This is a genomic window from Bacillus infantis NRRL B-14911 (assembly GCF_000473245.1).
Taxonomy (GTDB): Bacteria; Bacillota; Bacilli; order Bacillales; family Cytobacillaceae; genus Bacillus_AB; species Bacillus_AB infantis.
Map to the genome: position 1 here is coordinate 3427365 of NC_022524.1, position 12789 is coordinate 3440153.

11 protein-coding genes, 1 other RNA gene and 1 other annotated feature are annotated in these 12789 nt (G+C 48.5%); of the genes, 3 read left to right on the top strand and 9 right to left on the bottom strand.

Going from position 1 to position 12789, the window contains the following annotated elements:
• Positions 1-68: 68 nt before the first annotated feature.
• The 3 genes from N288_RS17395 to N288_RS17405 all read right to left on the bottom strand — a co-directional run bounded on the left by N288_RS17395 (position 69) and on the right by N288_RS17405 (position 2414).
• A complete protein-coding gene (locus tag N288_RS17395) occupies positions 69-1211 on the bottom strand; it encodes a cysteine desulfurase family protein (protein WP_022544221.1) in 1143 nt (380 codons plus the stop codon).
• A gap of 94 nt (positions 1212-1305) precedes the next feature.
• Entirely contained in the window at positions 1306-1725 is a 420-nt protein-coding gene (gene cymR, locus N288_RS17400; protein WP_009796213.1) for a cysteine metabolism transcriptional regulator CymR, read from the bottom strand.
• Positions 1722-2414 (bottom strand): YczE/YyaS/YitT family protein, encoded by a 693-nt coding sequence (locus N288_RS17405; protein ID WP_009796212.1) that lies wholly within the window; start codon positions 2412-2414, stop codon positions 1722-1724. Before N288_RS17405 ends, cymR begins: the two co-directional genes overlap by 4 nt.
• A 246-nt stretch (positions 2415-2660) precedes the next feature.
• On the opposite strand from N288_RS17405, the gene N288_RS17410 reads away from it, so the two are divergent.
• Positions 2661-3932 carry a replication-associated recombination protein A gene (locus tag N288_RS17410; protein ID WP_009796211.1) on the top strand — a complete coding sequence of 424 codons (1272 nt, stop codon included), beginning with the start codon at positions 2661-2663 and terminating at the stop codon, positions 3930-3932.
• A 109-nt stretch (positions 3933-4041) separates the two neighbouring features.
• Positions 4042-4524, top strand: coding sequence for a Myb-like DNA-binding domain-containing protein (locus N288_RS17415; RefSeq protein WP_022544222.1), 483 nt, complete (start codon positions 4042-4044; stop codon positions 4522-4524).
• Positions 4525-5414: 890 nt separating this feature from the next.
• On the opposite strand, the gene N288_RS17420 is transcribed toward N288_RS17415, so the two are convergent.
• The 5 genes from N288_RS17420 to N288_RS25435 form a co-directional block, all read right to left on the bottom strand.
• On the bottom strand, positions 5415-6179 hold the full coding sequence (locus N288_RS17420) for a tRNA threonylcarbamoyladenosine dehydratase (protein WP_009796209.1): 765 nt from the start codon (positions 6177-6179) through the stop codon (positions 5415-5417).
• Positions 6180-6387: 208 nt separating this feature from the next.
• Positions 6388-6574, bottom strand: a non-coding RNA gene (gene ssrS / locus N288_RS24850) — 6S RNA.
• A 63-nt stretch (positions 6575-6637) separates the two neighbouring features.
• Positions 6638-8413 (bottom strand): aspartate--tRNA ligase, encoded by a 1776-nt coding sequence (gene aspS, locus N288_RS17425; protein ID WP_009796208.1) that lies wholly within the window; start codon positions 8411-8413, stop codon positions 6638-6640.
• Positions 8414-8416: 3 nt separating this feature from the next.
• Entirely contained in the window at positions 8417-9691 is a 1275-nt protein-coding gene (gene hisS, locus N288_RS17430; RefSeq protein WP_009796207.1) for a histidine--tRNA ligase, read from the bottom strand.
• A 100-nt stretch (positions 9692-9791) separates the two neighbouring features.
• Positions 9792-10031 (bottom strand) — a binding site (T-box leader).
• Between the two features lie 117 nt (positions 10032-10148).
• Positions 10149-10325 (bottom strand): hypothetical protein, encoded by a 177-nt coding sequence (locus N288_RS25435; RefSeq protein ID WP_009796205.1) that lies wholly within the window; start codon positions 10323-10325, stop codon positions 10149-10151.
• A 205-nt stretch (positions 10326-10530) separates the two neighbouring features.
• Between N288_RS25435 and N288_RS17440 the strand changes: the two genes are divergently transcribed.
• On the top strand, positions 10531-12276 hold the full coding sequence (locus N288_RS17440) for an SH3 domain-containing protein (protein WP_009796204.1): 1746 nt from the start codon (positions 10531-10533) through the stop codon (positions 12274-12276).
• A gap of 69 nt (positions 12277-12345) precedes the next feature.
• On the opposite strand, the gene dtd is transcribed toward N288_RS17440, so the two are convergent.
• Entirely contained in the window at positions 12346-12786 is a 441-nt protein-coding gene (gene dtd, locus N288_RS17445; protein ID WP_009796203.1) for a D-aminoacyl-tRNA deacylase, read from the bottom strand.
• Positions 12787-12789 lie beyond the last annotated feature (3 nt).

Consider the following 12789-nt stretch of genomic DNA (forward strand, 5'->3'; position numbering starts at 1 on the left):
CGGCTTTTATCGTAAAGGGCAGAAATGTTTCCTTCTCCCCTTTGGCTGCTGCCAATATGACAGAGAGCTTATTTCCTAAGCCTCTGGATGATTTTTGCCGTTTCTTCCCCGGCTTTTGCAATCTGCTCCACGGAATTTGTAAATCCGAAGCTGAAGCGGATCGAATTGGCCAGCCGTCCGGAATTCTTTCCAAACATGGCTACAAGGACATGCGACGGATCGATCGATCCTGCTGTGCAGGCAGAGCCGCTTGATGCGGCTATCCCTGCCAGATCGAGATTGACGAGCATGCTTTCGACGTTAGTTCCGGGAAAGCTTAAGTTTAAAACATGGGGGAGCGTGTTATCAAGTAATCCGTTCGGGCAGAATTCCACACCGGCTTCCTCAAGCTTTGACATGAAGACCCGCTTGAATTCACGGTATTTCCGGACGCTTTCCTCCCTGTTTTCGGAGGCAATGCTGACAGCTTCCTGAAAACCGGCTATAGAAGCAACATTTTCCGTGCCTGCACGGCGCTTCCTTTCCTGTTCCCCGCCATACATCCTCGGGGAAAACAGCTTTGCAGCCTTGTTTTTATACAGGAAGCCGATCCCTTTTGGCCCATTGATTTTGTGGGCCGATACTGAAAGGAAATCCACATTCAGTTCATTCACATCCAGTTTTTCCAGCCCGTATGCCTGGACAGCATCAGTATGGAAATAGGCAGGATGATCCTTCAGGAGTGCACCAATTTCCCTGATCGGCTGGATGGTCCCGACCTCGTTATTGCCGTACATGATTGTCACGAGAATCGTGTCATCCCTCAGCGCTTTCCGGACATCTTCCACTTTTATAATCCCGGTTTCATCTACAGGGAGATAAGTGACTTCAAAGCCCTGCTGTTCAAGCTGCCTGCAGGTATGGAGCACTGCATGGTGTTCAATCTCAGTTGTTATGATATGCCCTCCGTCCGGGCGGCCTGCAGCTGTTCCTAGGATCGCCAGGTTATCAGCTTCTGTGCCCCCGCTCGTGAAGATGATATCAGTTGCATGCGCACCGATGCTCCTGGCAAGGGATTCCCTTGCTTCATCGACAATATTCCGTGCACTTCTGCCATAAAAATGGATGCTCGACGGGTTCCCGAAATCTGACTGCATTACTTCAAGCATCCGCTCAATGACGCGCGGATGCATGGGAGAGGTTGCAGCATGATCAATATAAATTCTATCCAATCCATTCACCTTCTAATTGAATTCCTTTTATACAGCTATGCCCAGCTGTGTGTTTTTTAAAATCCAGCCCGCTCGAAAAAAGCCGGTGCCGGGACTAAATATAAAACATATAAGCATCAGATTCGCCGCTGTCTGTATGGTTTGCCAGATCCTCCAGCGTCGTGCTGTCCAGCACTTCCTTGACAGCATCCCGGATCCTCATCCAAAGCTCTCTTTTCGCAGGCTCTTCGTCTTCAATGCCTTCGACTGGGCTGATCGGCCCTTCAAGCACCCTGATGATATCGCCTGAAGTGATATCGGCAGGCTCATGGCCAAGCACATATCCGCCATAGGCACCGCGAATGCTTCTGACAAGTCCGGCGTTGCGGAGCGGAGCAATCAGCTGCTCGAGATAGTGCTCGGAAAGATCATTTGTCTGGGCGATAGATTTCAAGGAGATCGGCCCTTCTCCATGTTTTTTAGCCAATTCAATCATAATAGTCAAGCCATAGCGGCCTTTAGTGGAAATCTTCATGAACTTGCACCTCGATCTTGTTCTTTTAATGAAGGAGCACTTATGCCTCCCTTTTTGCTGCGCAGCTTTTCAAGCCATTTATCTGTCAATGTCTGGCATTGCGGCAGGGCAAGCCCCACCAGCGGCCCGATGACAAGCGTATAAAGAATTGTCGCCCAGAAAATCGGTCCGCCGAGCAGCCAGCCTGCAGCCAGGACCAGCAGCTCCATAGCACCGCGGACATCGCGGATCTTCCGGCCTGTCTTGGCTGCCAGGGCAATCATCAAACTGTCACGGGGCCCTGCCCCGAATTGGGCGGAGATATAAAGCCCCATTCCATAAGCATTAATAATGATGCCAGCGACAAGCATAATTATTTTTCCACCCAGACTGCCTGGAGTCTGCATGAAAGGCAGCATCATGTAAAAATCAATGAACACTCCGATTAAAAGCATATTCAGAAATGCCCCGACTTGGGGGATCTCCCCTGAAAGCAAGGCAGCGGCCGTCAGAATGACGAGCCCTACAATGATTGACCAGCTTCCGATCGTCAGGCCTGCCTGATAAAAAAGGCCGACATGGAGGACATCCCAGGGTGTTGCCCCAAGCTCGGCCTTTATAAGGAGCACGATGCCAAGGGCCATAATGAGAAGGCCTGAAAAAAACACTGCAAAACGGGGCCCTGTCTGCCCCTTTCTTTTTCTTATCATTAGTTTCTTCTGCTCCCTGTGCCAGAATGGCTTTTATATTAAATTTTACCAAAATGCTTAGTAATTATATAGACTTTTGACATTATAGCATATTTTCGTGTCTTTATGCAGAAGGCGCCCGCCCTTCTGCTGCCGGCAGGAGCCTTCCTTTTTCCTTTAGAAACCCATTTGCGGTACACTAATGATAAGAATCGGATCGGGAAACCGCTCATCCGCTATCAACTACATTGGCTGGAGAGATGCATAATGAATACCAAGCCGCTTGCCTTCCGCATGAGGCCTAAATCAATTGAAGATATCATCGGCCAGGAACATCTGGTCGGCGAAGGGAAAATCATATACAGAATGGTGAAGGCAAGGCAGCTTTCTTCCATGATCCTTTACGGGCCGCCGGGGATCGGAAAGACTTCGATAGCCAGCGCCATTGCCGGCAGCACACAATTTGCCTTCCGGACATTGAATGCTGTTACAAATAATAAGAAGGATATGGAAGTTGTGGCTGCTGAAGCCAAGATGTCCGGAAAAGTCATACTCCTCCTTGATGAGGTTCACCGCCTGGATAAGGCCAAGCAGGATTTTCTCCTTCCTTACCTGGAGAATGGGATGATCGTGCTGATCGGCGCCACAACAAGCAATCCCTACCATGCAATCAATCCCGCAATACGGAGCCGCTGCCAAATCTTTGAGCTTAAGCCGCTTTCTGAAGAGGATATAAAGAAAAGCCTGCTCAGAGCCCTGCAGGACAAAGAAAACGGCTTTGGGAATGAAAAAGTTGAAATAGATGAGGATGCACTGTCCCATTTGGCTTCTTCCTCCAACGGGGATGTGCGCAGCTCCCTTAATGCCCTTGAGCTGGCAGTCCTCTCAACAGAAAAAGATGAAAATGGAGTGATCAGCATTTCTCTCGGTACTGCCGAAGAATGCCTGCAGCGAAAAAGCTTTGTCCATGATAAGGACGGTGATGCCCACTATGATGTACTGTCTGGATTCCAGAAAAGCATCCGCGGCAGCGATGTAAACGCCGCCCTTCATTATCTGGGAAGACTGATAGAAGCCGGAGATCTTGTGAGCATCAGCAGGAGACTGCTTGTCATTGCTTACGAAGATATCGGGCTTGCAAGCCCGCAGGCTGGTGCCCGCACCCTCGCAGCCATTGAAACCGCTGAAAGAATCGGGTTTCCGGAGGCTCGCATCCCGCTGGCAAATGCAGTGATTGAATTATGCTTATCTCCCAAATCAAACTCAGCTTATTCTGCCCTTGATGCAGCAATCGCCGATATCCGGGCCGGCAAAAGCGGCGAAGTGCCCCAGCACCTGAAGGACGCCCATTACAAAGGCGCCAAGGAGCTTGGCAGAGGGATTGATTATAAATATCCCCATGATTTTCCCGGAGGCTGGGTGAAGCAGCAGTACCTGCCTGATAAAATAAAGAACAAAATCTATTATGAGCCTAAAACAACCGGTAAATTCGAACAGGCCCTCGCAGCTATATATGAAAAACTTAACAAAAGCAGATGAAGAATCTCAACTTACAAAGGGGCTGTCCACACACAGGGACAGCCCCTTTTGTTGAATAAGATCATTTGTGCAGGTGACGATAAGAAATAAAGGAAAAGGAGGGCGGAGCATGACAGCCAAAAATAAAAAATGGACTGCCGAAGAGGACCGGCTCCTCATGGAAGCAATCGAAGAAGGAACAAACCAGGGACGTACGAAACAGGCCTGCTATGAAGATGCCGCCCAAAAGCTTGCAAGAACGGCTACTGCCTGCAGGGCAAGGTATAACAGTCTGCTGAAATATCAGGACGCTCCTTCTGTGAAGCAGGATGATCGTGAAGATCCTGCTCCTGGAGATATCCTGGACCTCAGCAATGGATTAGCATTCCTTCAAAAGCTGCAGTCCTTAATTCCGCTCGTAAATGAACAACAAGCACTGCAGGAGGAGTCGGCCAAACTCGCAGAAAGAAACAAGCTCCTGGAAAAGGAATTAGAAGACAAACATTCAAAACTTCAGGAATACCTTCAGAAATATGAGGAAATGTTCGGGATACTGAAAGAAGCGGGGATCATGGCCGAGGAAGCTGGAATTGGGGTTAAAGTGGTTCATTAAAATATTGTCTAATTTATAGTAACCAATTGGAATAGATTGCAGATCTTTTCATTACCGAATAAAGTTATCAAACCCTGTTGATTGGAGTGCAAGGCACGAAGACTCCTGCGGGAGATAGCGGAAGAGTTGAGATCCCGCAGGAGCTTGCTCCGAGGAGGCTCAACTCCGCCCCACGGAAAGCGAAATGCCTGGAACGCAAATCAACAGCCCCCCTCTAAAAAGGAAAATTGATCCCAATGCAATCAAATTTAATTTCCGAAGGGTATATAAGTGTTAAGATCTCCAACCAAAGGAACAAATACAGAGATAATGCCTTGTAATGAGGACTTAATAAATTTAATAGTAAATCCTAGCACTCCCGAACAAAGTTATGAACCCTGTTGATTGGAGTGGAAGGCACGTAGACTCCTGCGGGATTGCAGCGGCAGAGCTGAGACCCCGCAGGAGGGACGACGAGGAGGCTCAGCGCCGCCGCGCGGAAAGCGAAATGCCTGGAACGCAAATCAACAGCCCCCCTCTAAAAAGGAGAATTTATTCTCAAATGCTCTCTCAACATTATACTTCATTTGCTAATGCCTCCAACCGAAGAACCAAAAGACTGAGATCATGCCTTATTTGTAAGCACTAAAAGATTTTAATTCAGGATCTTAGCACTGCCGAATAAAGTTAAAAACCCTGTTGATTGGAGTGCAAGGCACGTAGACTCCTGCGGGAAATAGCGGAAGAGTTGAGACCCCACAGGAGCTTGCTCCGAGGAGGCTCAACTCCGCCCCGCGGAAAGCGAAGTGCCTGGAACGCAAATCAACAGCCCCCTTCAAAGTGGAAAATTTCGTCTTGAACCCATATAAAAGAGCACCACATTAACTGCAGTACTCTTCAAAAATGCTTCCTTATTTATCATTAACCCTAACAATCTTAATATCCTTCAGCAGATCCCTCACCACATAACTTGCCATGACCAGTCCGGCTACAGAAGGAACAAATGCGTTCGAAGAAGGAGGCATTTTCGCTTTGCGGATTTTGGCATCGTCCTTGCCTACTTCCTTCCTTACCTCCTCACGGATCACAATCGGGCTTTCATCTGAAAACACAACCGGAATCCCCTTGCGGATTCCTTCTTTGCGCAGACGGGTGCGGATCACCTTGGCAATCGGATCGGTATGCGTCTTAAAAATATCAGCAATCTGGAACCTGGTCGGATCCATTTTATTGGCTGCGCCCATGCTCGAAATCATCGGGATGTCCCTCTTCAGGCACTCCTTGATCAGGTGAATTTTATAAGAAATCGTATCACTGGCATCTACTACATAATCCAGCCCGTAAGCAAAAATCTCCTCATATGTTTCTTCTGTATAAAACATTTTTAAAGCAATCACTTCACAGTCAGGATTGATGTCCTTGATGCGTTCCTTCATTAAATCTGCCTTCGGTTTCCCGACAGTCGAAACCAAAGCAATGATCTGGCGGTTGACATTGGTAATATCAACATCATCCTTATCAATTAAAATGAGCTTCCCGACTCCTGAACGCGCCAATGCTTCTGCAGCAAATGAGCCCACTCCTCCAATTCCAAGGACTGCCACTGTACTGTTTTTCATTGTTTCAAGGCCTTCCTGGCCAATCGCAAGTTCGTTTCGTGAAAATTGGTGCAGCATCTATCTCAACTCCATTATCATTTTTTGAATAAATATGCCTGTATCAGGGGCATTTTTGCTCATACGGCCCCTTTATCTCTTATGTATCTATTACCCGATAATGAATATATCATACTTCATTATAAAAACAAGTATTTCTATGGGAATTAAGGGCAGTGAACAATAAAAAAACCACGCCTGTAAGCATGGTTTAGCATTCGTATGTAAGAAGAGTCCCAATTGTGCCGTCGCCTTGGATGCCTTCGTTTTGAACCCGCACTCAGCAGGTGGGTGCCCTATTCCCGCTTTTGTAAGTCCCCTAGCCAGAGGCGTTTACGCCGCAAGGAAATCCGGGCTCCCGAAGGAATAATGTTAGGTCAAAATGTCAGGTGAAACAACGAACACATTAGGACTCTTCTGTTATTGATAGTATAGTATCATATCCCGCCTGCCAGTATCAAGGAATAAGGGATAGGTAATTACTCACTTTTTTTCAGGTTAAGCTGCAGGTGAAGGTCGTTCAGCTGTGCCTCGCTTACTTCGCCGGGTGCATTGGTCAGGAGACAGCTTGCACTTGCTGTTTTCGGGAAAGCGATCGTATCCCTCAGGTTCGAGCTTCCGGCCAGCAGCATCACAAGGCGATCAAGGCCAAGCGCAATGCCGCCGTGCGGAGGAGTACCGTATTCAAACGCTTCGAGCAGGAATCCGAATTGCTCCCTTGCCTCCTCCTTGCTGAAGCCAAGAACAGAGAACATTTTTTCCTGGATCTCGCGTTCAAAGATACGCAGTGAGCCTCCGCCGAGCTCATATCCATTCAGCACAAGGTCATAAGCCTGGGCCTTTACCTTTGAAGGATCAGTATCAAGGTATTCCAGGTCTTCGCGGTTTGGCATTGTAAATGGATGGTGGGCAGCATAGTAGCGGCCTTCTTCTTCATCAAATTCAAGCAGCGGCCATTCTGTCACCCAAAGGAAATTGAAGAGGGACTGGTCGATAAGTCCAAGCTCTTTGCCAAGCTTCAGGCGCAGGGCCCCAAGTGCGTCAGCGACGACGCTTTTCTTATCGGCCACAAATAGGAGCAGGTCTCCTGTCTCGACTCCCAGCAGTTCTTTAATAGCTGCCTGCTCTTCCTCTGCAACAAATTTTGCAATCGGCCCTTTTAAGCCTTCTTCTTCTGCTTTCAGCCAAGCCAGACCCTTAGCACCATATCTTGAAGCAAATTCTGTCAGCGCATCAATGTCCTTGCGGCTGTATTTGGAGGCAGCGTCTTTCACATTGATTGCTTTGACTTCCCCGCCGGAAGAAATCGCACCTGCAAATACTTTGAAGCCTGAATTGCTCAGTGTTTCAGAGAGGTTGACCAGCTCCATTGCAAAACGGGTGTCCGGCTTATCAGAGCCGTAGCGGTCCATCGCTTCCTGATAGGTCATGCGCTGGATGGGCAGTGTGATATCAATGCCCTTAACCTCTTTCATCACCTTCGTCATCATCTGCTCTGTCATAGAAATGATGTCTTCCTGGCTCATAAAGCTTGTTTCAATATCGATTTGCGTGAATTCCGGCTGTCGGTCTGCACGGAGATCCTCATCACGGAAACAGCGGGCAATCTGATAGTATCTTTCAATTCCGCCCACCATTAAAAGCTGCTTAAAGATTTGAGGAGACTGCGGCAAAGCATAAAACTCGCCAGGATGGACCCTGCTTGGAACGAGATAATCGCGGGCTCCTTCAGGTGTACTCTTCGTCAGGATAGGCGTTTCAATATCAAGGAAGCCCTCGCTGTCCAGGTAATCCCGGATTGACTTTGTCACCTGGTGGCGCATCTTGAAGGTTTCGAACATAACGGGGCGCCTGAAGTCAAGATAGCGGTATTTCAGTCGCACATCTTCCGATACATCTGTCTGGTCAGCGATCACGAACGGCGGTGTCTTCGCTTCATTGATGATTGTTACTGCTTCTGCACTGACTTCAATCTTGCCTGTAGGCAGGTTTTCGTTAATTGTGCCAGGTTCCCTTGCAACAACCTTTCCTTCCACACTCAGTACATATTCATTCCTGATTTTTTCAGCTGCAGCGAGAGCCTCAGGGGAAGTTTCAGGATTGAACACTACCTGTACCAGTCCCGTGCGGTCCCTTAAATCAATGAAAATCAATCCGCCCAAATCACGGCGTTTCTGAACCCAGCCTTTGAGTGTAACTTTTTCACCTATGCTTTTTTCTGTTACTTCTCCGCAGAAATATGTTCTCCCAAACATACATTAACCCCCTATAAGCTCTTTTAATTGGTCTATGAATGAATCCAGGCTGACTTCGGTCTGATCACCGGTTTCCATGGACTTCACATTGATCTTGCCTGCTTTCAATTCATCTTCCCCAAGGACGGCTACATATTTTGCGTTCATGCGGTCAGCTGCCTTGAATTGTGTTTTGATCTTTCTGTCCAGATAATCTCTTTCTGCGGAAATACCTGCCATGCGCAGCTTATGCAGGAGGCCGACAGAATAATCCTTCGCCTCTTCCCCAAGAGCCACGAGATAGCAGTCAATTCCTTCATTAACAGGAAGCTTGATACCTTCTGCCTCCAAAGCTGACAGAAAGCGTTCAATGCTGAATGCAAAGCCGATGCCCGGTGCTTCCGGTCCGCCGATTTCCTCAGTCAGGCCATTATAGCGCCCTCCGCCGCAAAGAGTCGTGATCGCTCCGAAGCCTTCAGCATCACTCATAATTTCGAAGGCAGTATGGTTATAATAATCCAGGCCGCGCACGAGATTTGGATCGACCGTAAAGTCGATGGATACATCCGCCAGGTACTGCTGCACTTTCTCAAAGTACTTCTTTGAATCTTCATTGAGAAAATCGAGAATGGAAGGGGCAGTCTGCATCAATTCGTGCTCTCTGTCCTTTTTGCAGTCCAGAATCCTCATCGGATTTTTTTCCAGCCTGTTTTGGCAGTCAGAACAGAACTCTCCGATCCTCGGCTTGAAATGGGCAATCAGCGCCTCGCGGTGGCTGTTCCTGCTTTCTTTATCGCCCAGGCTGTTGATGACCAGCTTGAGCTTCTTCAGTCCCAGTTCTGTGTAGATGCTCATAGCCAGGGCAATCACTTCTGCGTCAATGGCTGGATCCGAGCTCCCCAGCGCCTCTACCCCGAATTGTACAAATTGCCTGAAGCGGCCTGCCTGAGGGCGTTCATAACGGAACATCGGGCCTGTGTAATAAAGCTTTACAGGCTGATTGGCATTGCCATGCATCTTATTTTCGACAAATGACCGTACAGTCGGTGCAGTGCCTTCAGGCCTCAGTGTCAGGCTGCGCCCGCCGCGGTCCTCGAAGGTATACATTTCTTTTTGGACGATGTCCGTTGTATCTCCGACCCCTCTCAGGAAGAGTTCGGTATGCTCGAAAATTGGCGTCCGGATTTCCTGGTACTGAAACCTGCTGCACAGCTCTCTCGCTTTTCCTTCAATATACTGCCACTTTTCCGATTCTCCAGGAAGGATATCCTGGGTACCCCTCGGTATATTCATTGCCATTTCCTGTTTCCTCCTAGCATTCCTATGTATACTAACAGGGCACACCGGGGACATGCTGCGCTTTTTAAATGCAAAAAACTCCCGTCCCTTGTATTCCCATACAAGGGACGGGAGTTAGATCCCGTGGTGCCACCCTAATTGAAGGCATAACCATCATGCACTTCCACTTTTACAGTTAACGCCTGTCAACGTTCAGCCCCTACTAAAACGGTCCGCTTTTTCAGGGAGAATCCTACGGAGTGTTCATTCATCAAGCTGCCATGCAGAAATGCTTTCAGCCCAGGGCATTTCCTCTCTTTTCACACATTTCTCAACTACTGTTCTCCATCATCAGTGTTCAATATGAATAGTGATTTTATTTATCTAATCATAAAGACCATTTCAGCCATTGTCAAGGGGTAAAAGAGACGGTGACAGTATTTCCGGAAGGCTCTTTCCCCTGTGCGGCTGCACCTCTCTAGGAACGCTCAAGCTTCCTCTTCAGCTTCCTGACATCCCCGATGCTGAGGCCGAATTCCGAAGCAAGTTCGTACATGCCGAAACCCTGCTCCTTCTGGATGAAATCGTGGAAGTCCACTCCAAACAGCTGATTTCCGTTCTCATGGGCATGCATGCCCTTTTCTCCAAATCTCATCAGACCACCCTACCCGAAAAGTTTTTTATTCTTTCAGTATGTCTTGAAAGCCTCTTAAACATTCCCTTGGCAGCCAATTAAATTGCCTTTTCAGCTAATGGCTAAAATTGGACAGCAAAATTCCGATATTAACAGCAGGGGTTTTATGTTCTAAAATAGAACTTATATTTATACACTCCATGATTTTGCAAAAGGAGGGGACTTTTTGTTAAAAAGCAGCAACATATTACTATTTCTATGCTTCATCCTTTTAGCAGGGGGAGTATGGAGGCCATCCGAAAGCACTGCCGCATCCGGCGGAACAGCACTGATCGCAGACAGCGGAGTGAATATCCGCGGCGGCCCGGGGCTCAGCTATTCGATTGTCAAACAGGCAGCCAAAGGGGACCGGTATCCGATCCTGAAGGAAAGCGGGGACTGGCTGCAGCTCAACCTTGGCGGCGGATCGACAGGATGGGTTGCGGGCTGGCTGGCAGTGAAGGAAGCTGGAAAGAAAGAATCCGCCTCTGTATCTTCAGGCGGGACTGTCACAGCTGATGGATTGCGGGTCAGGTCAAATCCCGGTACAGATGCCTCGGTCATAGCTGTCCTGAATAAAGGGCAAAAGGCCGGCATTATTGAAAAAGAGGGAAATTGGGTCAGGATTACCGGCTCATTCGGAAATGGCTGGGTCTCCGCAGATTTTATCACAGAGGGAAGCAGCAAAGCCGAAGCAGCTTCGGCTGCTGAAGGAACAGTCACAGGTGATTCATTGAACGTCAGGAGCGCTCCCGGAACACAGGGCACGGTCCTCGGGAAGCTTCAAAGCGGTGACAGGGTCAGCATTGTATCCGATAACGGGAGCTGGACAGAAATTATCTTCCGCGGCAATCATGCATGGGTGAGCAGCGAGTTCATTTCTTCTTCCAAAAGCTTAAGCCAGAACCCAAGTGCCGGCAGCAGCGCGAAGCCATCAGGAAGACTGACGGGAACAGTTACTGCCCAGACCTTAAATCTCAGGGATACAAGCTCCTTGAATGGGAAAGTTCTCGGATCGGTTTCAAAAGGCGAAACCTATTCAATTATTGAAGAAAAGAACAATTGGGCAAAAATTGAGTACAAGCCCGGTTCATATGGCTGGATAGCAGCATGGTATCTCGATAAGTCAGAGGTTTCCCCTGCAAACGGCAGCAAACCGGCAAAAGGCAGCACCATCACCATACTACATAACGGAACAAATATCAGGAAAGATGCCAGCACAGGAAGCTCTGTGCTGCAATTGGCCAACTCAGGGGAATCGTTCGAGGTGCTGGGCCGTGAGAAAGACTGGTACAAAATCAGCTTGGACGGGAAGGCAGGCTATGTAGCCGGATGGATCGTTTCCTTGAGCGGAAGCTCGCCCCAGATCGAAAAGCCGGGCGCAGAGCTTCACCTGCAGGGGAAAACCATCGTCCTTGATCCCGGCCACGGCGGCCGCGACAATGGCACAACCGGAGCGCGGGGAACCCAGGAGAAAACTGTTACCATTCAAACAGCCCAGCTTCTGTACAGCAAGCTGAAAGCTGCGGGCGCCAATGTAATCTTAACAAGATCCACTGACACCTATATCCCGCTCAGCTCGAGGGTCGGCTCCGCATCATACCATAATGCCGATGCTTTCATCAGCCTGCATTATGACAGCATAAATGACAAAAGTGTCCGCGGCATGACGGTTTACTATTATCATGGATTCCAAAAGCCTCTCGCCGAGAGCGTCCACAGCTCCCTGGCCGCCCAGACGAAGCTGAAGGACCGCGGTGTGCGGGCCGGCGATTATTTTGTCATCAGAGAAAATAATAAAAATGCCATTCTCCTTGAATTAGGCTATCTGAGCAACCCGGCAGAAGAAATGCTCGTTACCTCCCCTCAGTATCAGGAGGCAGCTGCAGCCGGCATTTATCAGGGCCTTGCCCGGTATTTTAAAAGATATTAATGCGATAGAGAGATCCTTCAAATTGAAGGTCTCTCTATTTTTTCAAAAAAAAACAGCCTTCTCAGACTGTCATTTGCTTTCTATTATCAGTGTGACCGGTCCGTCATTCACCAGGCTGACGTCCATCATGCTGCCAAACTGCCCTGTTTCTGTTTTAATGCCCTTTTCCCGGAGAAGCCCATTGAACGCCTCATAGATTTGAAGGGCATGGTCAGGCCTGGCCGCTTCCATGAAGTTTGGCCTTCTTCCTTTACGGCAGTCGCCGTATAGAGTGAACTGGGACACAGAAAGAATTTCTCCCCCAACATCCAGCAAAGATCTGTTCATCTTGCCCTCTTCATCTTCAAATACGCGGAGATTGGCAATTTTATCAGCCAGATATTCAGCATCTTTCACCCCATCCTCATGGGTGACGCCCACTAGCAAAACAAATCCGCGGGAAATGCTGCCTACAGCCTTTCCTTCTACAGTCACACTCGCTTCTTTGCTTCGCTGAACAACTACTCGCATTTT

Bases quoted from the DNA above. Each gene is read 5' to 3' on its own strand.
- cymR (WP_009796213.1), bottom strand. From the start codon at position 1,725: ATGAAGATTTCCACTAAAGGCCGCTATGGCTTGACTATTATGATTGAA.
- N288_RS17405 (WP_009796212.1), bottom strand. From the start codon at position 2,414: ATGATAAGAAAAAGAAAGGGGCAGACAGGGCCCCGTTTTGCAGTGTTT.
- N288_RS17410 (WP_009796211.1), top strand. From the start codon at position 2,661: ATGAATACCAAGCCGCTTGCCTTCCGCATGAGGCCTAAATCAATTGAA.
- N288_RS17415 (WP_022544222.1), top strand. From the start codon at position 4,042: ATGACAGCCAAAAATAAAAAATGGACTGCCGAAGAGGACCGGCTCCTC.
- N288_RS17420 (WP_009796209.1), bottom strand. From the start codon at position 6,179: ATGCTGCACCAATTTTCACGAAACGAACTTGCGATTGGCCAGGAAGGC.
- aspS (WP_009796208.1), bottom strand. From the start codon at position 8,413: ATGTTTGGGAGAACATATTTCTGCGGAGAAGTAACAGAAAAAAGCATA.
- hisS (WP_009796207.1), bottom strand. From the start codon at position 9,691: ATGGCAATGAATATACCGAGGGGTACCCAGGATATCCTTCCTGGAGAA.
- N288_RS25435 (WP_009796205.1), bottom strand. From the start codon at position 10,325: ATGAGATTTGGAGAAAAGGGCATGCATGCCCATGAGAACGGAAATCAG.
- dtd (WP_009796203.1), bottom strand. From the start codon at position 12,786: ATGCGAGTAGTTGTTCAGCGAAGCAAAGAAGCGAGTGTGACTGTAGAA.